The following is a 23,985-nucleotide window of genomic DNA, read 5'->3' as shown; positions in this document are numbered from 1 at the left end:
CATATTTGCATATGCAAATATCATTGAATGTCAGATAATTACGACGATTCTTTTGTCGATATTGATGATGTATGATAACCAACAGCTATTAAGATATTCTGTGAATGAATGTTGAAGAAAAAATAGTCTAAAGAAAAAATAACCATATGAATAAGTAAACAGTTTTTAGATATTCCTGACCTTGTAGGAAATAATAAAAATTTTCAAGAATTATTATTTTAATAATCGTAGTTTTCACCGCATTTTGTAAAACTGCTAATAGAATGCTGATAATTTATAATAATTTCAATTAGAAATTGTAAATAACGGATAAATTGAAAATAAGAGCGTACCTACTAAAGCTATCGGCTCTGCTGGTTCCCACGCTGGGAGTACTGGGAGTGTACTACTTTTTTGCCGATGAAATAATTCCTGATGAATCTTCAGCATTGCCCGACACAGTTGCGGTACAGGCAACTATAGTGCCTCCTGAGCCAGTGAAATCTGAGCCCCATCTCCTGTACGGAATTGAGGTAGATAGCTTTAAAGTAGTTGAAGCCACCGTCAAGCCAAACCAGTTTTTGTCGCAGATACTACGTAACTACAACGTATCTTACGGAATTATTGACCGCTTAGCCAAACGATCCCGTCAGGTGTTTGATGTGCGGAAGATTCGGGAAAATCGGGACTATACACTATTGTGCAGTGAAGATTCAGCTTCAACAGCCCAATATTTTATCTATGAACCGTCGAATCTGGAGTACATAGTCTTTGATCTGACCGACTCGGTGAATATCTACAAAGGGCAGCATGAAATTGATACGTTGGTAAAAGAGTTTACGGGTATTATCGATTATTCGCTTTATCAAACTCTTCAGGATGGAGGAGCTTCGCCCGAGTTAGCTGCTACAATGGCCGAACTATACGCTTGGCAACTCGACTTATTTAAAGTGCAGAAGGGAGATCGCTTCAAACTAATTTACGAAGAAGTGCAGATTAGGGGTGAACAAGTGGGGGTAGGTAAGATTCTGGCAGCTCACTTCGAGCGAACGGATGAAGACTACTACGCTTTCTACTACGATCAGCAAGGGAAGGAAGAATATTTTGATGAAGAAGGAAACAGTCTGCGGAAAGCCTTTTTGAAAGCTCCGCTCCGCTACTCCCGAATCAGCTCTCGCTTTTCTCACAATCGCCTACACCCAGTGCTGAAAGTACGGCGACCTCACTACGGTATTGACTACGCCGCACCTACCGGAACCCCCGTACGAGCAGTAGGAGATGGGGTAGTTACCAAAGCAAACTACAGCGGTGGCGCGGGGCATTTTGTAAAAATTAAGCATAATGGAACCTACACTACCGGGTACATGCACTTATCTAAATACGGTGAAGAGATTCGTCCGGGTAAAAGAGTACAACAAGGAGATATAATTGGCTACGTAGGCAGCACCGGAATCTCTACCGGACCTCACCTCGATTATCGCATCTGGAAAAACGGCAAAGCGGTAGACGCTCTTTCTTTAGAAATGCCTTCCTCGGAACCTATCCGGGATGAGCTTCGTGAAGACTACAATATCTACATGTTAGAGCTACTAGATCGGCTCAATCAGCTTTCTTATCCTAAGCGTCAGTTTATCCTGGCTAACGCTAAAAATAACCTGCAAGTCGTAGACCTGGGAGATCAAAGTTTGTAAGGAGCGGATGGCTTTCTTATTTGAGGGAGCTCATAAATAGTAAAGTAATAAGGCCGAAAAGCTTCATGAGAGCTTCCTTTCGGTCTTTTTTGTATATTGCTGGAGTTTACCCGTAATACACAACCCTAATGTTATATTCTCGCCTATTGATAGGGCTGCTATTTCTAAGTGTTCCTATCTTCGCTCAGCAGTACTCAAACCTTCCCGCAGAACAGCGCATTGAACGACTTTCACCTCCCGAGACTCCCCTCCGGGTGGTGATTGATACCGATACCTACAATGAAATTGACGATCAATTTGCCGTGGTGTACGCTCTTTTCTCGCCGGAGCAACTCAATGTAGAAGCCATCTATGCGGCTCCCTTCAAAAACCATCGGTCTGAGAGTGCCGGAGAAGGTATGGAGAAAAGCTACGAAGAAATTCTTCGCTTACTGGAACGTACCGAAACTTCGGCTGATGGTTTTGTTTACCGAGGTTCTGAGCGGTTTTTAACTGATTATAACGAGCCGGTAGAAAGCGATGCCGCGCGAGACCTAATTGACCGGGCTAAAAGTTCGGATGAGCCGTTGTATGTTCTCACACTAGGCGCACCCACCAATGTAGCTTCCGCTATTTTACTGGAGCCTAGTATCGTAGAAAAAATCGTGGTAGTTTGGCTCGGTGGAAAAGGCCTAAATTGGCCGTTCGCCAGCGAGTTTAACCTACAGCAAGATGTACTATCTTCTAAGGTGATGTTTGATTCAGGTGTGCCGCTGGTGCAGATCCCTACCCAACCCGTCACTTCGCACCTCTTGCTGTCAATTCCTGAAGCCGAGAAATACTTAAAAGGACAGGGTGCCATTGGGGATTATTTGCTAGAAATCTTTAGCCAATACCCTAAAGAAGTCAATGCCGATGAATACGCTTGGTCAAAGGTAGTATGGGATATATCAGCCATCGCTTACGCCGTTAATCCCGACTGGTTTCAGACTGAGCTACGCCCTGCTCCTATTTTGACCAATGAAAAAACCTACAGCTTTGATAATCGTCGTCACCTTTATCGGGTAGTAACTCACCTGAACCGAGACAAAATCTTTGGTGACATGTTTCGGAAAATTGAGGTGCAAGTAGCGAAGGGCAATAAATAAATTCCGAGATGCTTATTATTGAATCATATACCACAGCTGTGATTCTGCTGATCATCACCATGCTATGCTGGGGTTCCTGGGCAAATACGCAGAAGCTGGCAACGCAAAAGTGGCCGTTTCAATTATTCTACTGGGATTATACCTTAGGTATTGTACTACTATCACTGATTTTTAGTCTTACGATAGGAAGCAACGGAGAACTAGGTCGTAGCTTTTGGGAGGATTTACAACAGGCCGAAGGTTCAGCCCTTCAGTCCGCTTTTATTGGTGGAGTAGTATTTAATATTGCGAATTTGCTACTAGTAGCTGCTATCGATATTGCCGGAATGGCCGTTGCCTTTCCAGTGGGAATTGGTCTGGCGTTAGTACTAGGAGTGATCGTTAACTACGTAGCGGTGCCGGTCGGTAACCCGTGGATTCTGTTCGGGGGAGTGTTGTTGGTCACAGTCGCTGTTGTGCTAGATGCAATGGCTTATCGGCAGAAAGAACAAGGAGCATCAGTTTCTAACAAAGGGCTGTGGTTATCAATTGTTGCTGGAGTGCTTATGGGCTTTTTCTTTCGGTTTGTAGCTGCTTCGGTCGCTACCGATTTTGAGTATCCTCAAGCCGGACTGATGACTCCGTACACTGCAGTATTTGTATTTTCTATCGGGATATTTCTGTCTAACTTCCTTTGGAACACCTTCTTTATGTACCGCCCCCTCAAAGGTGAGAAGGTAAGTTACGCCGACTATTTTTCCCAAGGTAACCTCCGTCTGCACTTGATTGGAATTTTGGGTGGAGCTATCTGGTGCGTAGGCATGTCATTCAGTATGCTAACTTCCGAGCAAGCCGGATTTGCCATCTCCTACGGATTAGGGCAAGGCGCTACCATGGTTGCCGCGGCCTGGGGAGTATTTGTCTGGCGGGAGTTTGCCGAAGCTCCGTCCAAAACCCAACGATTGATCTACGCGATGTTTACATTTTTTATCGTGGGTCTGGCATTAGTGATTATGGCTCGAATTATCTGAAAGGTGTAACGTGTACTTAAGAATGTTTAAGTATTCTGCCTAAACCCTTCTCATTAAATGTTAAATAATGTGAAAAGAGTCTGAGGAGAATAAAAAAGTTGTAAATTTCTGTAGTACCAAGAAATAGTAAGCGTCAACGACCGTTACTCAATTATATTATTTTTTCAAACGTCGCCAAAATTACACTTTTACCCGTTCCTACCTATGAGCTCAATTATTGAGACCCAGCACATTGCGAAAACCTACCGCATGGGTGGGGAAAAAGTACACGCACTCAAAGATATTTCCATTCAAGTAAACCAGGGGGAGTACGTGGCTTTCATGGGGCCTTCTGGCTCGGGAAAATCTACGTTGATGAATATAGTGGGTTGTTTGGATACTCCTACTTCGGGCACCTACATTCTGAATAATAATAACGTAAGTGATCTTTCTGAAAGTGACTTAGCTACGATCCGGAATAAGGAAATTGGCTTCGTCTTCCAGACGTTTAATCTACTGCCCCGCTCTTCTGCCCTAGATAATGTAGCCTTACCATTGATTTACGCCGGAGTAGGTAAAGCCGATCGGCACGATCGCGCGATGGAAGTACTGAGCAGCGTGGGTTTAGGCGACCGAGCCTACCATAAGCCTAACGAACTTTCGGGAGGGCAACGGCAGCGAGTCGCTATTGCGCGGGCACTGATTAACAATCCCAGTATCATTCTGGCAGATGAGCCAACGGGGAATCTCGACACCAAAACATCTTACGACGTAATGGATTTGTTTCAGGACTTACACGATCAGGGGAACACCATCATTATGGTAACCCACGAAGATGACATCGCCCATTACTCCCATCGGATTATTCGCCTAAAGGACGGATTGATTGAGACAGATAAGATTAATGAGAACATTACGCGCAATCAGGTGGAAACAATGAACAATGTGCAATGAGCAATGCATAGTGATTGGTGACTGATGGATAGTGAAGAATGATAAGCTCAATAGTTGAACAATCGATTAGTTGAACTATTCAACCGAAGTATTAAGAACAATAACCTCTCATACTCATATCTATGTTGAAAAAAGTTGGAATTCCCCTGGCCATCGTAGTCGTGCTAATTGCGGGCTACTTCATTTTCTTTAGTGGATCAAGTTCTGAAGAAGGAATTGACCTCACCACTAAAGTGAAACGCGACGATCTACAAGTTGATGTAACCGTTACCGGAGAACTGGAAGCTAAGAATTCAGTACAAATTATGGGGCCCAATGGGTTACCTCAGGCTCGTATATATCAGGTAAATATCGACGATATTGTATCTGAAGGTACAGTGGTGAAAAAGGGAGATATGGTCGCTCGACTTGATGCCTCTGAACTGATGGATAAAATTCGAGAAGAAGAGTTAGAAGTGGAAGAAAGTATGAACAAGTATGAGCAGACTCAAATTGATACGGCGATTACTTTACGCGAACAACGAGACAAAATTGTTAATCTTCAGTATGATCTGGAGCAGAAGCAACTGATACTAGAACAGTCTAAATTTGAGCCTCCGGCCACCATCAAACAAAATGAACTAGACTCTGAAAAGGCCGAGCGGGCACTGGAACAGGGCAAGCAGGAATATCAATTATTACGCCGAAAGAGCGTGTCTGAAATGGCACAATCCTCTACCAAGCTCCTCGACGATAAGCGAGACTTAGAGAAACTACAAAGGTTGTTACGAGAACTTACCATCACTGCTCCCGAAAATGGTATGGTTATCTACGTTCGGGATTGGGATGGGAGTAAAAAGGGAAAAGGATCACAAATTCGCACTTGGGATCCCCGGGTCGCTACGTTGCCCGATCTTACTTCTATGATTTCCCGTACCTACGTGAACGAAGTAGATATTAGTCGGGTAACAACTGGACAAGAAGTAGAAATTGGGTTAGATGCTTTTCCGGATAAAAAATTAACCGGTAAGGTAACCCAAGTGGCAAATATCGGAGAGCAGCGACCGAATAGTGATGCTAAGGTATTTGAGGTAACCGTAGAGGTGAACGAGAATGATACAACCCTTCGCCCGGCTATGACTACCAGTAATGCTATTATCACCAACTATATTGAAGATGTGTTGCTAGTTCCATTAGAAGCTATTCATAGTCAGGGGGATTCACTTACCTACGTTTTCAAGAAAACTGGTCTGTCTACCGTAAAGCAGCAAATTAATCTGGGAACCAAAGGTAACGATATGGTTGTGGTGGCTCAGGGGTTAGAAGAAAACGATGAAGTGTTTTTGTCTATCCCGAACAACGCCGAAGACAAGCCTATTGCTTATCTGGAAGAAGGCCCCCAGCCACTAACTGATCGGGGTAATGACTGAGAAAATACTCGCTAATTTCTCATTGGCCTTGGAGGCAGTTTTGGCTAACAAGCTGCGCTCTATGCTTACCGCGCTGGGCATTATTTTCGGGGTAGCTGCCGTCATTGCAATGCTAGGCATCGGAGCCGGAGCTCAACAGGAAATACTGGATCAGATTCGCCTAATCGGGGTGAATAATATTGTGATTAGCCCAGTTATTGAGCAAACCGAAGAAGATTTGCAGGCGACTACCGTATCAGCCAATAAACCAAAATTCTCTCCCGGACTTTCCCTGGCTGATGCCCAAAGTATTCAAAATATTATTCCTGGTATTGCCAAAATTAGCCCTGAGATTATTCTTGATAAATATCTAATTACCAATGGCATACGTCGTTCGGCTAAGCTGGTGGGAGTAAACAATTATTACTTTGACATTGCTAATTTCCAGTTGGCTGAAGGAGAGCTATTTAGTGAACGCCAGATACGGGAGGGCGATCGGGTATGCATTATTGGGAAAGGAATTCAATCTCGGTTCTTTAGTGAACAGGAGCCGATTGATAAGCACATTAAAGTAGGGAACCAGTGGTTACGGATTGTGGGAGTACTGGAACCTCGGTTAATTACGGATGAGAATATTAGTCGGTTGGGTATTCGCGATTATAATATGGATGTTTACGTACCCATCAATACCGTCCTCATTCGTTACCGAGATCGATCACTAATTACCCAAGCACAAATTGAAGCGGCCAAGGCTCGTAATAGAAGTCGAGGGGATAATGAAGAGGCTACCACTGCGGAGTTGACGGAGCAGCGTAACTATCACCAAATTGACCGTTTAGTAGTACAAGCGGAAGAAACTAATGCACTCAGCCGGATTGCGGAGGTGTCATCGCGCATGTTAGAACGACGGCACTTCGGCATGGTCGATTTTGAGGTAACCATCCCCGAAATGCTGATTAAGCAGCAGCAGCGCACTAATCAAATTTTCAACATTGTGTTAGGGGCACTAGCCGGAATCTCGCTGCTAGTCGGAGGTATCGGTATTATGAATATCATGTTAGCCTCGGTAATGGAGCGCATCAAGGAGATTGGATTGCGATTGGCCGTCGGAGCACAAAAAACCGACATTATCTGGCAGTTTCTGTTTGAGGCCATATTAATCAGTATCAGTGGCGGACTAATTGGAATAATTCTAGGTATTACCATTGCAATGGGAATTTCCCAGGTGGCCGATATTCCTACGGTAATTACTCCATTTTCCATTATACTATCGTTTGGTGTAGCCGCTACCGTAGGTTTAATCTTCGGTATTGCCCCGGCTCGCCGAGCAGCCAACCAAGACCCTATCACCTCGCTTCGCTATGAATAAATCATATTGGTTTTCACTTTTCTTGCTACTGCTCACCCTAAAACCAGCCGTAGCCCAGGACTCGCTTGCCCGACAATATAATTTGCCCGAAATCGTAGATATTGCTTTGGGTCGTTCGCCCGACGCGCTACTGGCTGAGACCAGAAAGGAGAATCGCTACTGGGAGTGGCGAGACTTCCGAGCTGACTACATGCCCAATGTATTTCTAAGCGGCACATTACCCGATTTTAATCGGGCGAATGAACCTATTACGCAAGAAGACGGAACGATAGAATTTCGCCCGGTACGGCAAAATCTAGCCAGGGTCAATTTATTTGCCCGACAGGTTATTGGATATACTGGAACTGAGATATTTCTAAATTCTAACGCTCAGCGATTTGATGATTACGAACGGGATGTGACCCGTTATACCGGAGAACCGGCTCGCATCGGTATCAATCAGCAGATATTTCAATACAACCCATTCAAGTGGAATAATTTGATTGAGCCTTTACGCTACGAAGAGTCGCGTAAAGTGTATTCGGAAGACTTAGAGCAAATTGCCATTGATGCTACCGATCTATATTTCGATGTATTGTTAGCGCAAGTTACCCTAGAATTAGCCCAAACTAACTTAGCTAATAACGATACGATCTTTCAGATAGCTCAAGGGCGATTCAATCTAGGTAAGATTGGTGAGAATTTACTGCTACAATCGGAGCTAAACGTGATGGAGGCCCGCCAACAGTTCGCCCAAGCTGAGTTAGATTTAGAGACCTCAAGCCTGTCGCTCAAAACGTTTATTGGACTCAATGATAAACAAGATGTTGTGCTAACATTACCCAATGATATTCCAGTATTTACAGTAGACTCGGAGGTAGCTATTCAGGAAGCTTTAAACAACCGAAGCGATGCAGTAGCCTACGTTCGCCGACTTAAAGAAGCTGAAAGCCGTGTTGCTTTAGCTAAGGGAGAAAGTGGGCTAAGTGTAGATATATCAGCTTCTTACGGCTTAACGCAACGTTCTGATGAATTCATAGATTTGTACAATGATCCGGAAAATCAACAGCGGTTACAGGTTGAGTTTAGTATTCCAATACTAGATTGGGGCAGAACCAAATCACAAGTGAAACAGGCACAAGCTAGCTATAAATTAGCGCAATACACCGTAGAGCAGGAAAAAATAAACTTTGAGCAAGAGGTATATACCCAAGTACGTACTTTTGATATGCTGCGTAACCAAGTAGAGATAGCTGAGACTGCCGATGACATTGCCAACCGCAGTTACGAAATTGCCAAGCAACGCTACCTGATTGGTAAGGTTGATATTACCGATTTGAATCAAGCCCTGGAGAAGAAAGATAACGCTCGCCAGCAGTACATCCAGTCATTGAGTGATTTTTGGGCGGCTTACTACACGCTCCGCCAGCTTACCCTTTACGATTTTGCCCGTAACGAACCGCTTTATGTAGAAGAAGGAGAGTCGGGTATGCAATAAAAAAGCCTGGCAGGAAAATCTACTGAGCTAACTTATAATCTTCTAAGATATTTCAAAGAAGAAAGACATCCGAAGTTTCCAAAACTTCGGATGTCTTGAAAAATCAATTCAAAAACTCAAACACACCAGCCACGCCTTGGCCACCCCCTACGCAAGCCGTTACCATACCGTACTTCTGCTTACGGCGGCGCATCTCATTAATCAACTGAATAGTCAATTTGGCTCCGGTGCAACCGAGTGGATGACCGAGAGCGATAGCTCCGCCGTTCACGTTCAACTTCTCCATATCAATATCCAACTCCCGGCCTACTGCTAATGCTTGAGCAGCAAAGGCTTCATTCAGTTCAATCTGATCAATATCCGCTAGTTTTAATCCGGCACGGTCTAGCGCCTTCGGAATGGCTTTTACTGGACCAATGCCCATAATGCGCGGATCAACTCCGGCTACGCAGTAGCTCATCATTCGGGCTTGGGGTTGTAAACCTAATTGGTTCACCATTTTCTCCGACATCACTAGCACAAAAGCTGCTCCATCGGAAGTCTGCGAGGAGTTGCCCGCCGTAACGGTGCCGCCTTGACGAAAGACTGGTCTCAATTTGGCTAAAGCCTCTTGGTTGGTGTCGGGACGGGGGCCTTCGTCGGTATCTACCGTAAACTCGCGCTGCTTGCGTTCTCCGCTTTCGTCTACGTAGGTTTCGTGTACAGTCACCGGAATAATCTCATCTTTAAAGCGACCTTCTTTAATGGCGTCCATCGCTCGCATGTGCGAGTGGTAGGCAAACTCATCCATATCCTCGCGGGATACGCTATAATCCTTCGCTACTTCTTCAGCAGTTAAGCCCATACTGGTGTAGTACTCGGGATGCTCTTTAGCAATCTTAAAGTTCAGAGCAGTTTTATGTCCCATCATGGGTACCATCGACATCGACTCGGTGCCTCCGGCAATGATACAATCGGCCATACCCGCGTGTACCCGAGCCGAAGCAATGTTGATGGCTTCTACTCCCGAGCCACAGTAACGATTAATAATCATACCGGGTACTTCGCGTCCTAGAGCCATTAGTGAAATTAGTCGGCCCATCTGCATCCCCTGCTCTGCTTCGGGAACAGCATTTCCCACAATTAAATCATCGATCATCTCAGGTGTGAGCCCTTCTACTGAGCCAACTAGGTGATTTATAACTTCGACGGCCAAATCATCAGGGCGAGTGAAGCGGAAACCGCCTTTTTTAGCTTTTCCTACGGCGGTACGATAGCCACCTACAATATATGCGTCCATATGCTTACGGATTAAAAGTTTCTACTAACGGAATGACGCAATATACAAAGAAAATGTTCGTCATGCATACTACTTTTGGGGTTATCGTGCTGGGGTGCTATTGTGTTATGGTTTTAGTAATCAACGATGATAGGATAGTTGCTTTTCGGTACCGAGGGATTAAAAGTGCTTTTTGTAAAAAGCATTTTTTAGCTAATTTTGCTTTATAGGGAAAGCATATGGAACAACTTTTTGAAAAATTTCTAAGAAAAATATCGGGAATATCTACCAACTTTGTTCGTGATTTTATCCGTAAGGTTGATTGGCAAGACCGTATGATTGGCATCAGGGGGGCGAGGGGAGTAGGAAAAACTACGCTATTGCTCCAATATGCTCGCTTAGAGCTTCCACTAGGGAACCGAACGCTTTATGTTAGCTTGGATGATATTTACTTTGCCAACAATACCTTATTAGAGTTAGCAGATCAGTTCGTTAAAAACGGGGGCGAATTCCTAATCTTAGATGAAGTGCACCGATATGCTACCTGGTCGGTTGAGCTGAAGAATATATACGATGATTATCCGGTACTAAAAGTAATCTTTACTGGTTCTTCGGCTTTACACCTTCATCGAGCCAAAGCCGATCTGAGTCGGCGAGTAGTAATATACCATATGCCCGGTCTGTCGCTTCGGGAATTTTTACGATTAGATGCCAGCTATGGAATTAGCTTGCCGCCAGTTTCTTTGTCAGATATTATAGAAAACCATACCGATATTTGTCTTTCGCTAACTCATCAGTTCAAGCCACTACCTGTATTTCGTGAGTATCTTTCGTTGGGTTATTATCCTTTTTTTACTGAAAATAAAAATACGTATCACATCAAGCTGGCCGAGATTCTTAATTTAATATTGGAGGTTGATTTACCCCATGTGGTAAATATCAATCTTAGCAGTATAGAGAAAATAAGGAAGTTGTTATACCTATTGGTAGAATTTTCCCCCTTTAAACCCAATATCCAAAAGTTAAGCGAGCGGGTAGGAGTCGCCCGTAATACCGTTATTGCGTACCTTCAATATCTGCAAGAAAAGGAAATTATAAGCTTGTTATACAGTGCTACCAAAAGCATTAGTGCTATGCAAAAACCCGAAAAAGTATATTTGCAAAACCCCAATTTATTTCATGCTCTTGCTTCTAATAATGTAAACGTAGGTAGTTTGCGGGAAACCTTCTTTTTAAATCAGCTACAGCAAAAGCACACCGTGCAGTATCCTAAACAGGGAGGTTTTTTGATTGATGATTATTGGGTGGCAGAAATTGGTGGCTCGGGTAAAGGAAAGCAACAATTGAAAGGAATAGAAAATGGGTTTATTGCGGCCGATCACCTGGAAATAGGTTACCAAAATAAGATTCCGTTGTGGCTATTTGGGTTTTTGTATTAATCCACCAGTACGTTGCTGATAAAAGTAGATTTTAGAATCAGCCAAACCAGGAATAACGCAATAGCCCAAGCCAGATAAATATGGTAAAAATCAGTGGTATCGCGGTAACGGCTTTCTTTAATCTCAGCTTTTTCGTAGGTATCAATCAGATCAAATACTTCCTGTAGAGCCTGTTTGTTAGATACGCGGTAGAATTCTCCCTCGCCAATGCGGGCAATTTCGCGGAGGGTGGTTTCGTCTAGGGAGTTTTCTACGTAGCGAGTGTTGCCGAAGAAGTCTTTACCAAACGGCACCTTTCCTTCCTTTCCAATGGCGATAGAATACATCTTAATTCCGTAGGCGTGAGCTAATTCGGCAGCAGTGATTGGGTCTAGATTTCCGGCAGTGTTATCTCCGTCGCTGAGCAGTACCATCACTTTAGAAGCTTTATCCTCGCGGCCTTCGTCGGCATCACGCATTCGGTTGGTGGCTACCGCTAGAGCACTACCAATGGCAGTTCCTCGGCTCTCAATCATATCAAAATCAATCTGCTCAATAAAGTCGTACAGCAGTTCGTAGTCGGTAGTCAAGGGCGAGAGCGAATACGCATCGCCGGAAAATACCACCAAACCAATGCGGTCTTGCATTCGACCGCTAATAAAATTCCGGGCTACATCCTTCGCTGCTTCCAGCCGATTGGGGGTAAAATCCTGAATCCGCATCGATTCGGAAATATCAATGGTTAGTACAATGTCAATACCTTCGCTCCATTGTTCTACCTGCTCATTAGTACGCTGCGGCCGAGCCAGAGCAAACAGCAGTAGAGCTAACGTTAAGGCCAATAGCAAAAACGGAACGAAGCGCAACCAAGTAAGTGGATTCGATTTCAGGGCTGTTTTAGGAAAGGCGACGGGCAGCTTTTGGCTGGAGCGTAGCCCGATGAGCCAACGCAGAATAAAGAACAGCGGAATTAGCGGAAGCAAGTACAGGAATAGACCGTTCTGAAACTCGAAGCTTCTGATAATAAGGGGGGAAAACCATTGTAACGAAAACCAACTAGCGGTTGCTTCCATGTTTTATATTTCGGTATCGTTGTTCGTAGCGGTGGTGGGTATGTTTTTCTAAATGTTGAAAATGGCCGATTAGTTCACCATTAAGGTGCTGCCCGTAAATGCTGCGGTCAATAGCACGCAAGTCGTCTTTCAGTGCTTGCTCTTCGGGCAGTTTAGTAATTTCTTTGGTCGTCATTTTAGTGTAGGGCGCGCGTTCTAAGCGTTCCATGTAACGCTTCCAAAGTACCAACGTTTCTTCCGACTGTTCCTTGCCCGGCGACTGCCGAAGTTGCTCCAATTGTCGGGCAAATTTCTCCTGAAATTGCTCATGGTTTTTACGAAGCCGACGGAGCTGCCACTGCCGGCGGATTTTCTCACCAAAAAGTAGGTAAACAATCAACAGCAAGGCAACTAAAATTCCCAGACCAATCAGAAAATACGGATAATTAAACTGGAGGGGAGTATCCAGGTAAGCTGTATTTTCCTTTAAATCCAGGGAGTCGGGCAGTTGAGCAATGAGTTGCTGCAAGTATACCGAATCAGAGTCAGCGTAAATAACAATACTATCGGCCTCCCCTTCTTCATTGGTACTGATGATGTAGATTGGTAGTGCTAACGACTGAAAAGTGTCTAACTCAAATGTCGTTATGGTATAGACTACGCTATCCCGGCTAGTAACGCTATCGGTTTGAGTAGGAACGAAGGTGCGGTCGACGTACTCAAAAGGTAGAAACGAATAATTCTCATCGGGAAAAACCACTTCCAACTCCGCCGGATAATGGAACGAAAAAGCGTATTGGAGCGGCTCACCAATCTTAACGGTATCTTGCACAAACTTCCCGCTAGGCCTTAGTTCCTGAGCGTGAGCCATTTCCAGCCCTATCAATAACCATAAGCAATAGAAAAATATGTGATATACTAATTTCACGTGATATTGTAATGATTAATGACTGATGATTAATGACTGATGATGAGTAGGATTCTTAGCTATCGTTTTCATTAATGAAGTAAATTTGTAGTTCTTAAAAACTCTTCTACTACCGAATTTATTCGTGACATTATTCGTGCATCATCAATCACTAGTCATTATTACGGGTTTTTGCGAATTCGGCTACGCACCCGGAACAGTCGGATGAGTTTGGAAACGTAGTCTTCTTCAGTATTAACCGGAAGATAATCAGCTTGGTATTTACGACAAAATTCTTCGAGCTTCTGGCGAGTATTTCCGTAAGTATTGCTAATTCGGCTGCGAAAAAAGGAAGACGAAGAATTAACCCACAGGGTCTTTTGGCTCTCCTTGTCGTAGACTGGCACAATGCCCAAGCTAGGTAACTGGGTTTCGCGCCGATCGGATAGATGAATTACGATCAGGTCGTGCTTACGGGCGAGTGCGCGGAGGCTATCGTCGTAGCCTTCATCAATAAAATCAGAGATGAAAATTACAATGCTGCGGCGCTTGATAACGTTGAGTAGGTAACGAATAGCGTGATGAAGATCAGTTCGGGTAGAGGTCGGTCGTAAATTATAAAGCTTAGAGATAATCTGGTAGGCGTGCTTATCGCCCTTGCTAGGCTTTACGTACACTTCCTTATGCTCCGAAAAGCAGAACATGCCTACCTGACTTCCTTCCTTAATGGCTGACAGTGCCAGTACGCCACTGATTTCTTTTCCGATATCTACTTTTTGGTTGCCCTGACTGCCAATTTCCTGAGAAGCACTTACGTCTAGCACCAAATACACAATCTGTTCCCGCTCTTCCCGGTAGGTCTTCATGTACACTTCATGCCCCTTAGCGGTGGCATTCCAGTCAATAGACCGAATATCATCGCCGTACTGGTAAGGACGTACATCGTCGAAGGTAATACCTGATCCCTTAAACACCGAGTGAAAATCACCCTGCATTTGGGTAGTAATTGCCTTACGAATAGCAATCTCGTATTTGCGTAGCTTTTTAAGGAGCTTCCGAACTTCTTCTTTATTCATCTAACTGATTCAGGTAGATTGAGCCAGCATACGTGAGTAGTCTGGGTAGCAATTAACGGGTAAAGGTAACGTTTATTTAAAACCAAACGAAAGTAACTCCGTTCGGTTAAGGAACATTTGCTACAAATATTGTTATTATACAGGGAATAATTTACGTGCCGCGCTCAAAGAATTAGTAAACTAAGCTACACTTTTTACCCAACGATCTACTAGCTAATTCCCATTTTTACGAGTAGTTGGGATTGCATTTTTTACGAAAACGCCGAATCTATCAGTTCTTCAACGCAAAATACCGGACATTTACCAACTTGGGTGCAACGCCTGTTACTCATTGCCGGAATCTTCTTCGGATTGTGGGTAATCGTCTACATTGCACTCCGCTTGCCTCCGGTACAAGACTTTATTACCGGAAAAATAGCGGGTATTTTAGAGAAGAAGATCGGTACGCCCGTAGCCCTAGAAGGTATTGATATAGACTGGCTTGATGCTGTAGAGATTACCGGTTTGTACGTAGAAGATCAGCAGCAGGATACGCTGCTGTACCTGGGTCTGCTGCGCGTAGAAATTGAACCTTGGGCACTGCTGAACAAAACATTAGTGGTAAAACAGTTGCGCGTACAGAATACCTACGCTAATATTTATCAGGTGGAGGGAACCGATAGCCTAAATTTTGCCTACATTCCTGAGGCCTTATCTTCTGCTGACACCACTGCGCAGCCCACCGATACTACTTCGTCTAGTTTTACCGTAGAGGCGCGACAATTATTGTTAAGTAATATCCGTACCGATTTTGTAGCCGATAGTACTGAAGCTCACGCCACACTAGGCGAACTCTCACTGATACTCGACAAATTAGGGCTGGAAGAACAGCATATTCGAGCCGATGAGCTATCTATCGACCAACTGGAGGTAGCCCTACAGTTACCCCGCACTACTGCTCCCGATAGCACTACGCAAACCGAAACCCCACCGCCCGCTCCCGATAGCCTGAAAAATGTGATTAATCCCTCGGGCTACGCTTTTTCGCTGGCGGATTTCTCTATTAATGCTAGTCAGGTTGATTATCAGGTAGGGTCGGGCAAGGAACCTACGCCTCAATTGGATTTTGAAAACCTGCTCATTGCGAATCTAGGCGTACAAATAGAAGATATTGAAGTAGGGCGAACTAATGCTTCACTCAATTTAGAACAGTTCACTTTTACCGAACAGCGAAGTGGGTTTTCTCTGGAAGAACTCGCACTAGATGCAGCCGTAGACATGCCCCGGGTGCAGGCTACATTGAAGAAGCTAGAAACCGGACACTCGAATTTGAACGGTAAAGTAGCTGTCAGTCTGTCGCTGGAAGATCAAATGGCAGATTTGATTAATAGCCTGACTTTTAAATCGGAACTAGATCAGGCTGTGCTCAGTATGAAGGATGCCACTTACTTCACCAATGCACTAGATAGTATGCCTACGCTGAAAGATGCGACAGCCCAGCTAGATTGGCAGGTGGATATTGATGAAGGAGCAGGCGGTATTCAGAACCTAGCCTTACGCTTCGGCGAAAATGTGTACCTAAAGGCCGAAGCCCAGTTTGAGCAACTAGCTAAATTGGATGACACTCAGGCGGGTAGCCCATTCGTAAAACTTACGGTAGAACCGCTACAAACTAATTTAGGGTTTATTCGGGAAATTGTGGGGAACGATGCCGGATTGCCGCAACTAGCTAATGACCAGCTAACGTTACAAGCCTCAGCCGAAGGGCGGTTTAACGATATTGCGGGAGATCTACAGCTTCAGTCATCCGTAGGCCGGCTACTAGCCGAAGGGAGCTATCAGCAATTGGCTGAGGGAGGAATGGATATTGATGCTTCGGTGCAAGGGCAGCAACTTCAAGTAAAGAAGCTATTGCAGGCACTCGGGCAGGATACGCTCGCCCAGGATTTTAATCAGTTAACGCTTCAAGCCCGGCTATCGGCTCAGCAGACCGCAACGCCTACCGATACTTCGTTTAGCCAGGCGAAGTGGGATGTAAAAATCAATCAGGTTGATTACAAGAATTACCGCTACGAAGGCTGGAATATTGAAGGATATTTGACCGATGAGCAAGTGACTAACGCAATTAGCTACGAAGACAGTTTGCTCAACCTAAGTGCCGATGCAAGTCTGGATATGCGACAACCTGATCTGGCCTACCAACTAGACTTACAGTTGCCTAACGCCAACCTGTTCCGGCTCAATCTGATCGGAGACAGTGTAATTGTGCAGGACTTTCGCCTGAAGGCGGATCTAAAAGGAACTCATCCTGATTCTATCGTCGGCAGTGTCCGTATCCCTTCGGCTCAGGTTATTAAAGGACGAGAAAGCTATGAGCTAGATTCTTTAGCCCTAACCGCAGGCCGTAGCGGTAACGAACGAAATATCAGTCTCTATTCAGATTACGTGGATGCTGCCGTGCGCGGTGAGTTTTCGGTAGACAAACTGGCCAAAGCCATTGAAGATTTTCAGCAGTACTATTTCACCAGCTATCAATCCCCTTACATCAATACTGATACCGTTTCTACCTTTGAAGCGGGTGGACAGCAATTGGAATTAGAGCTGCACGTTAAAGAAACTCCGCTGCTGGCGCAGGCACTGGTGCCAGCGTTGAATATTCCCGATACACTCAGCCTGGAAGCAGCTTTCAATAGTCAGAAAAAAAGCTTGCGGGTCGATCTAAAAGCTCCCCACATTGATTACGGCACCAACCGAATTGATAGCCTCTACCTCTACGCTATTACTACCGAGCGACAAATCAATATTGATCTTTCTACCAATTACGTGCAAGCCGGAGGGCTGAACATTCCTCAATTTCTGATTGCCGGAAAACTTTCGGGAGTACCTTCCGAACAGCAGGCAGAAGATAAAAAGCGGTTAGCTACCACCGAATTAGACTTAAATGTAAAAATGGGAGAGGACGAATCGCCCTACCGCCTGGACTTAAACACCCGCGTACGCTCCGGTAATGATACCATCACCGTATTGATGGACAATTCAGAAATTGTGCTGGATAGTGCAAAGTGGAATTTCTCTAACCAGGGGCAAATTAAGTATGCTCCCAACCATCTGGATATTAATCGGGTATTTCTAAAGCGGGGCGATCAGGAGCTGTTTATCTCTACTAAAAATGAAAATAATCGCAGTGATCTTCAGGTAGCCATTGAGCAGTTTGAAATACAACCCTTCTTGAACAGTATCGATTTGGAAAGCTACGAAATAGAGGGAACTCTACAGGGGAAAGCCACTTTGGAAGATCTATTTCAGTCAGGACCGATTACTGTCAATCTTAACGTTTCTCATCTTACCGTACAAGACACACTAGTGGGCGACCTTAAACTGAAGGCCAGTAAGGCTGCTGTGGGCGATAGCGAGGCTGATTTACTCAACTTGCTTACTTCGCTCGGAGGTCCAAACGGAAAACTCAACATTGACGGAACCTATAATTTAGCTGAAGGAGCAGAATCGCCGATTGATCTTTCGCTAACGCTAGATCGGTTCTTACTCGACCCCTGGCAAGGGTTTTTAGAAGGACAAGTGAACGAGCTATCTGGCGAGTTATTCGCTGACCTTGCGATCACCGGAAGCCCTGCTAAGCCTAATGTTGCGGGAACCTTTGGGTTTGGTAATCAAGTAGTGTTAGCCCCTACAGTTTCCGGCGCACGCTATTACTTTGAGGATCAACAACTAAATTTTCAAGGAGAAACGTTGGTGTTGAATGAATTTACCATTTTAGATTCAGCCCGAACTCCGGCGGTACTAAATGGTACTGTCTCTTTCGCTGATATAACCAACCCAGTGTTTGATCTGAGTTTTAATACTACAGAGTTCATTTTTGTAAATAGCGAGAGCTACGAGAATGAAGCATTCTACGGTAGAGCCATTGCTTCGGCTGATGCCACCATTAGCGGTCCGGTGAGTGATCTGATGATTGACGGTGATGTAGGCGTGAATGAAGGAACCAACATGACTATTGCACTGGTATCAGAACCAGAAGAAGTGCAACGAGCGGGCTTTATAGAATTTGTAGATAGCAATGCCTTCTTGAAGGCTGATACCGTAAGTCGCGATTCTCTCACTGTGCTAGACAACGCATCGTCTGAAGATACTGTATCCATTAGCGGATTCGCACTAAGCAGCAACATACATCTAGACCCAGAAGCAGTGTTCACCATTATTGTAGACCCAATACGAGGTGATAAAATTACCGCTGCTGGTGAAGCTGACTTACAGGTGAATATGAACCCTAATGGCGACTTAAATCTTCAGGGAACGTACACGCTAAGCCAAGGCCAGTACGTACTTAACTTTGCTCAGGTAGTTAAAAAAGAATTTTCTATTCGCGAAGGAAGCACAATCACCTGGTCGGGCGACCCCGCCAACGCTGAAATGGAACTGATAGCGGCTTATGAGGTAGAAACTGATTTGGAACCGCTCTTCCAGGATATTATCAAAGATGGGGCGGATGCCCAACTACGACAGCTAGCTACGGTTGATCGTCCGGTATTTGTAGAATTATTAATTAACGGAACGCTCACTAATCCGCAGCTAGCTTTTAATCTGGAGCTACCAGAAATCTCGGCGGGCGGATTGGCCGCCGATGCTATCAATGACCGATTAAATGTAATTGAGCAAAACGAGACTCAGCTCTACAAGCAAGTATTTGGCCTCATTGTTCTAAACCGATTTATTCCTATCAGTGGCGGGCTAGGTTCCGGTGGTGGAGGTCTCACTTCAGTTAACGATCAGATTAATGGTAGCGTGAGCGAATTACTAACCGATCAGCTCAGCAAAATCACCGAAGAGTATCTGGGGGGCGTTGCCTTGAACGTAGATTTAGAAAACAGTGACCAACAGCAGTCGCAAGGATCACTACTGGCCGACCGTGATGTGAGTGTTGGTCTATCCAAGCAGCTGTTTGATGATCGGCTGACGGTGAAAGTAGGCGGAATGACCACTACGGAGCAGCAACAGGCTTCTTCGGGCAGCCAGAATATTTACGGAGAGTTTGAAGTGCTCTACGAACTCACCAAAAGCGGCGATCTCATGATTCGTATCTTCCAGACCAGTAACCGCGATCAAGTACTAAGCCAGATACTACAGCGGCAGGGAGCTTCAATACTGTATAAAAAAGCCTTCAACCGACTGCTCAAAGGTAGTTCTTCACAAACCCCACTTCCGACTGAACCGGAAGAGCAGCCAGAGGATAATCCGCAGATAAGTCAGGACGATGCCATTCAGCCTGAGCGCCGACGTCGGGAGAGAAGATAGCAAATGTTTATCGGTGAATCAGAAAATCAGAAAAGCCTTCTTCAGTAATTTCATCTACAATTACCTGCCGCACTTGGGCATGAGCCGGTCCACGGTGGCACCAAGCCACAAACTTTTCCAACGCTTTCGTATTTCCTTCTGCCCGAATTCTTACTGAACTGTCTGGTTCATTGCGTACCCAACCCCAAATACTCAGCGCACGGGCCTTTTCTTGCGTACTAACCCGAAAGAATACCCCCTGTACTTTACCGATCACTTGTATTGAATAAGCTGGCATCTGTATAACGATGAAGTGATTGATGACAAATGATTGATAGCTGATGAATAGTAATTCATCATCCCTCATCATTCATTAATTATTATTAAAGCAGTAGATGCGCCAATTCGGTCGGCACCGACCTCTATTAAGGTAATAGCTTGTTGAGCAGTTTTAATTCCACCGGAGGCTTTGATACCTACATTAGAAGGCAATGTTTTTCGCATCAGTTGTACGTGATGAACGCTAGCTCCCGCATCAGCAAATCCAGTTGAGGTTTTTACAAAATCGGCTCCAGCATCGGCACAAATCTTACAAGCCGTGACAATCTCATCGTCGGTCAGATAGGTTGTTTCTAGAATTACTTTAAGTAAACAGCCGTGTTCGTGAGCCAGCGAGGCGCACTTGGCAATCTCAATCTTCACCCAGGGCATGCCCGATTTAAAAGCCGAGAGGTTCATCACTATATCCAGTTCATTCGCCCCATTCTGAATAGCCAATTCCATCTCCTGAACTTTGGTTTCCGTCATCTGGTAACCCAGTGGAAACCCAATGACGGTTACTACCTGCACGTTGGTATCGCCCAAACCACGACTGACTTTTTTTACCCAAAACGGCGGCACACAGATACCTACGAAGTTATGCTGTTTAGTATCCAGAATCATCTGATCTACCTCAGCGTAAGTTAGGGTAGCCGAAAGCTTGGTGTATTCCAGATAGCGATGCAGTTTAGAAGAAAGAGACAGTTGAGTCATATGATGTTAACTGTCTAAGGGGGTATCTGGTTACTGATATAAATAATTGCTCACACTAATCAAATCAGCAAACACCCCTGCTGCTGTTACTTCCGCCCCAGCGCCTGAGCCTTTCACTACCAAAGGACGATCGCGGTAACGAGATGTAGTAAACGAAATAATATTATCACTACCAGAAAGCGCGTAAAATGGATGGTCGGCTCCCACTGATAGTAAACGCACCGTGGCTCGCTCATCTTCTAGCGTAGCCACAAACCGTAGCTTTTCGCTTTGTTCTTCGGCTTGGCGTAGCCGTTGAGTAAAATCACCGTCGGCAGCTTCCAGTGCTTTTAGAAACTCTTCGGGCGAGTTGGCTTCCATACAGGCTGGGGGTAGCATGTTTTCTACTTCTACATCTTGTAGTTCTAGCGGAATGCCCACCTCTCGGGCTAAAATAAGGATTTTACGCGCTACGTCGGTGCCTAACAAATCTTCGCGCGGGTTCGGTTCAGTATAGCCCAGCTCTTTGGCTTGGCGCACAATATCGCTAAAGCGTTTTTCCGAAGTAAAGGTGTTAAACAGGTACGATAGAGTACCCGATAGAATTCCTTCAATTTTATAAATTTTATCTCCGCTATCCTTCAAATCCTGAATGACCCGAATAACGGGTAGGCTGGCTCCCACATTGGTTTCGTACAGAAATTGTACCCCTGCCTGACGAGCCGCCATTTGCAGTTGCTGATACGCTTGATGCGAACCGGAGTTGGCTAACTTATTAGGGGTGACAATCGATATAGCCGACTGTAAAACTTCGGCGTAATACTCGGTTACATCTTGGCTGGCGGTGCAGTCAACAAATACGCTATTGGGCATATTCATTTCTTTCATTCGCTGCACGAAGGCTTGCATGTCAGCTTCTTCGCCGACTTGTTCCAGCGTGCTTTGCCATTCTCCTGGATTCAATCCGGTTTCCGAAAAAGCCATGCGTTTGCTATTGGCAATGCCGATGACCGAAATTTCCAGAATACGATTTTTTTGGAGATACTCTCGCTGCTGAGCAATTTGCTGAAGTAGCGTTTTTCCGATTAGCCCTATACCTACTAAAAATACGTTAAGGGTTTTCTTTTCGGAGAGAAAGAACGCCTCGTGTACAGTATTGAGTGCTTTATGCAAATTGCGCTGGGCGATAACTACCGATAGATTTGCTTCTGATGAACCCTGAGCAATGGCTCGCACGTTTACTCCATTCCGACCTAGGGCAATAAATAACCGTCCAGAGATACCCGGGGTCTGCCGCATATTCTCACCCACAATCGCCACAATAGACAGGTTGCGCTCAGCTACCGGGGGAATAATTTTTCCGGCAGCGATCTCGTTGGCAAACTCTTCGCTCATTGTCCGTTGAGCTGCTTCTGCATCCGCAGGGCTAACCGCAAAGGTGATTGTGTGCTCCGAAGAAGCTTGGGTAATAATAATGATGTTGATGCCTCGCTGCGCCAAGGCTCCAAACAAGCGGGACGAGATACCAGGTGTTCCTACCATACCACTTCCTTCCAGGGTGAGCATGGCTACTTCTTTAATAGAAGAAATACCCTTTACGGCGGGGGCTTTCGCATTGTTCAAAGCCTGATGAACCGTTGAGGCATACGGATTCTTGCTAACCAGCGTACCTGGAAACTCCCGGTGAAATGTATTGCGAATCCGTAACGGAATGTTGGCTCCCAGTACGGGCAGTAGGGTAGGAGGGTAAATAACTTTGGCTCCAAAGTGCGACATTTCCATTGCTTCAATATAGGAGATGGCATCTAGCGAAAAGGCCGTGCTAACTTGGCGCGGATCGGCGGTCATCACGCCGTCTACGTCCGTCCAGATTTCAATTTCCTCAGCGTTGAGGGCTGCTCCCAGAATGGAAGCGGTATAATCTGACCCACCTCGTCCCAGCGTAGTGGTTTCCTGCTCGGGAGTGGCGGCCACAAATCCAGTCACAATTTGCAAGGCTTCGTGGTCGCGAAAATAGTCCTGAATCTTCTGATTGGTAGCGGTAAAGTCTACCTTAGCGTTATTGAAGGTTTTGTCGGTAACAATAATTTCGCGAGCATCTAAAAATTCGGCACGCGCCCCTAACTCGTTCAGGTACTGGCTAATTAGGTAGGCTGAGAGGCGTTCGCCAAAGCTGAGCACTAAGTCCATGGTGCGAGGTGAGCGTTCTCGCAGTAGGTATACTCCGTGTACTAAGTCGTCGAGCTCGTTAAACAATGTTTTTAATCGGGCAAATACTTTGCTTTGGGCATGTACTCCAATCAGCTCTCGGGCTGCCGTAAAATGGTGTTTCTCCAGTTCTGATAGTCGCTCTTTATACTCTTCATTTCCCTGAGCCGCTTCTTGACTAATATCTAGTAAGCGGTCAGTTACTCCTCCCATTGCCGAAACTACTGTGGCGCAGTGCATCTGTTGCTGCTGGTACTGCAAAATGATATCTGCCACAATTTTGATACTTTTGGCCGAGCCTACCGAAGTGCCGCCAAACTTCAGAACTTTCATAGTTGAATAAATAAGCGGACAAAGGTAAGAAAATATGGTTTTATAGTTGTAGGACTTTCGCTTTTAAATAAAGACAGCGTATCTTATTCAGATGGTAAACAAACACGAGTACACCAGCTACCTACTTAGTACACAGAACCACTACTCCCGCACCGAGCTAGCCCACTATAAAGCAGCCGTTACCGGTCAGTATTCAGGTACCGAGCATACTAGTAGTATGGGAGTGGGTAATTTAGCGGTTACCGTTGCTGCGGTAGAGGGCGTTGATTGGGGTGTTAAGCAGGTAACGGGTTGGGGGATATGCCTATGTCACAAGGCGTGTTTGCAGCACAATTATTTAGCCAGTAGTGGCCACGGAGTTTCCGTAAAAGTAGGGGCTGAACGGTGGCGTATCCCCGGTGTATCAGCGCAAGTATAGCCCCCGGGATTATATGCTCCATCAGCGTTACTCCCCAACTATTCCTGCTTTGTAACCAATAG

17 protein-coding genes are annotated in these 23,985 nt (G+C 45.2%); 10 read left to right on the top strand and 7 right to left on the bottom strand.

The features are described from left to right. Positions 1 to 314 precede the first annotated feature (314 nt). From P0M28_RS13785 to P0M28_RS13755, 7 genes are all read left to right on the top strand, one after another. Positions 315 to 1,670: a peptidoglycan DD-metalloendopeptidase family protein gene (locus tag P0M28_RS13785; RefSeq protein WP_302210485.1), complete on the top strand. Its 1,356-nt coding sequence runs from the start codon at positions 315 to 317 to the stop codon at positions 1,668 to 1,670. Positions 1,671 to 1,798: 128 nt separating this feature from the next. Next, entirely contained in the window at positions 1,799 to 2,797 is a 999-nt protein-coding gene (locus tag P0M28_RS13780; RefSeq protein WP_302210484.1) for a nucleoside hydrolase, read from the top strand. A gap of 8 nt (positions 2,798 to 2,805) precedes the next feature. Next, positions 2,806 to 3,807, top strand: a complete 1,002-nt coding sequence (locus tag P0M28_RS13775; protein ID WP_302210483.1) for a multidrug DMT transporter permease — start codon at positions 2,806 to 2,808, stop codon at positions 3,805 to 3,807. A 204-nt stretch (positions 3,808 to 4,011) separates the two neighbouring features. Continuing rightward, on the top strand, positions 4,012 to 4,740 hold the full coding sequence (locus tag P0M28_RS13770) for an ABC transporter ATP-binding protein (protein ID WP_302210482.1): 729 nt from the start codon (positions 4,012 to 4,014) through the stop codon (positions 4,738 to 4,740). A 122-nt stretch (positions 4,741 to 4,862) separates the two neighbouring features. Then, positions 4,863 to 6,149, top strand: coding sequence for an efflux RND transporter periplasmic adaptor subunit (locus tag P0M28_RS13765; protein ID WP_302210481.1), 1,287 nt, complete (start codon positions 4,863 to 4,865; stop codon positions 6,147 to 6,149). Then, positions 6,142 to 7,497 carry an ABC transporter permease gene (locus P0M28_RS13760; protein ID WP_302210480.1) on the top strand — a complete coding sequence of 452 codons (1,356 nt, stop codon included), beginning with the start codon at positions 6,142 to 6,144 and terminating at the stop codon, positions 7,495 to 7,497. Before P0M28_RS13765 ends, P0M28_RS13760 begins: the two co-directional genes overlap by 8 nt. Continuing rightward, positions 7,490 to 8,974 carry a TolC family protein gene (locus tag P0M28_RS13755; RefSeq protein ID WP_302210479.1) on the top strand — a complete coding sequence of 495 codons (1,485 nt, stop codon included), beginning with the start codon at positions 7,490 to 7,492 and terminating at the stop codon, positions 8,972 to 8,974. Before P0M28_RS13760 ends, P0M28_RS13755 begins: the two co-directional genes overlap by 8 nt. A gap of 103 nt (positions 8,975 to 9,077) precedes the next feature. Here the strand turns inward: P0M28_RS13755 and P0M28_RS13750 are convergent, their stop codons facing one another. Further along, entirely contained in the window at positions 9,078 to 10,253 is a 1,176-nt protein-coding gene (locus tag P0M28_RS13750) for a thiolase family protein (RefSeq protein WP_302210478.1), read from the bottom strand. 218 nt (positions 10,254 to 10,471) lie between these two features. Between P0M28_RS13750 and P0M28_RS13745 the strand changes: the two genes are divergently transcribed. After that, positions 10,472 to 11,671 carry an ATP-binding protein gene (locus P0M28_RS13745; RefSeq protein ID WP_302210477.1) on the top strand — a complete coding sequence of 400 codons (1,200 nt, stop codon included), beginning with the start codon at positions 10,472 to 10,474 and terminating at the stop codon, positions 11,669 to 11,671. On the opposite strand, the gene P0M28_RS13740 is transcribed toward P0M28_RS13745, so the two are convergent. From P0M28_RS13740 to P0M28_RS13730, 3 genes are all read right to left on the bottom strand, one after another. Then, complete coding sequence (locus P0M28_RS13740; RefSeq protein ID WP_302210476.1) at positions 11,668 to 12,723, bottom strand: VWA domain-containing protein; 1,056 nt, start codon at positions 12,721 to 12,723, stop codon at positions 11,668 to 11,670. The two genes, P0M28_RS13745 and P0M28_RS13740, sit on opposite strands and share 4 nt — an antisense overlap. Then, positions 12,707 to 13,573, bottom strand: coding sequence for a hypothetical protein (locus P0M28_RS13735; protein ID WP_302210475.1), 867 nt, complete (start codon positions 13,571 to 13,573; stop codon positions 12,707 to 12,709). The genes P0M28_RS13740 and P0M28_RS13735 overlap by 17 nt, the downstream gene beginning before the upstream one ends. A 218-nt stretch (positions 13,574 to 13,791) precedes the next feature. Then, positions 13,792 to 14,685: a DUF58 domain-containing protein gene (locus P0M28_RS13730; RefSeq protein ID WP_302210474.1), complete on the bottom strand. Its 894-nt coding sequence runs from the start codon at positions 14,683 to 14,685 to the stop codon at positions 13,792 to 13,794. 312 nt (positions 14,686 to 14,997) lie between these two features. Here P0M28_RS13730 and P0M28_RS13725 point away from each other — a divergent pair, with 312 nt between their 5' ends. Then, entirely contained in the window at positions 14,998 to 19,974 is a 4,977-nt protein-coding gene (locus P0M28_RS13725) for a translocation/assembly module TamB domain-containing protein (RefSeq protein WP_302210473.1), read from the top strand. Positions 19,975 to 19,981: 7 nt separating this feature from the next. Here the strand turns inward: P0M28_RS13725 and P0M28_RS13720 are convergent, their stop codons facing one another. Genes P0M28_RS13720 through thrA form a run of 3 tightly spaced genes read right to left on the bottom strand, consistent with a single transcriptional unit; the run spans position 19,982 to position 23,505 of the window. Then, positions 19,982 to 20,323 carry an acylphosphatase gene (locus P0M28_RS13720; RefSeq protein WP_302210472.1) on the bottom strand — a complete coding sequence of 114 codons (342 nt, stop codon included), beginning with the start codon at positions 20,321 to 20,323 and terminating at the stop codon, positions 19,982 to 19,984. Continuing rightward, positions 20,320 to 20,985, bottom strand: coding sequence for a deoxyribose-phosphate aldolase (deoC, locus tag P0M28_RS13715; RefSeq protein ID WP_302210471.1), 666 nt, complete (start codon positions 20,983 to 20,985; stop codon positions 20,320 to 20,322). Before deoC ends, P0M28_RS13720 begins: the two co-directional genes overlap by 4 nt. A gap of 30 nt (positions 20,986 to 21,015) precedes the next feature. Further along, on the bottom strand, positions 21,016 to 23,505 hold the full coding sequence (gene thrA / locus P0M28_RS13710; RefSeq protein ID WP_302210470.1) for a bifunctional aspartate kinase/homoserine dehydrogenase I: 2,490 nt from the start codon (positions 23,503 to 23,505) through the stop codon (positions 21,016 to 21,018). A 91-nt stretch (positions 23,506 to 23,596) separates the two neighbouring features. Between thrA and P0M28_RS13705 the strand changes: the two genes are divergently transcribed. After that, a complete protein-coding gene (locus P0M28_RS13705; protein ID WP_302210469.1) occupies positions 23,597 to 23,923 on the top strand; it encodes a hypothetical protein in 327 nt (108 codons plus the stop codon). Positions 23,924 to 23,985 lie beyond the last annotated feature (62 nt).

The sequence above is a fragment of the Tunicatimonas pelagia genome (assembly GCF_030506325.1).
GTDB classification, from domain to species: Bacteria; Bacteroidota; Bacteroidia; order Cytophagales; family Cyclobacteriaceae; genus Tunicatimonas; species Tunicatimonas pelagia.
The sequence above is the reverse complement of the archived record's forward strand: the minus strand, read 5'-3'. Positions and strand labels throughout refer to the sequence as shown.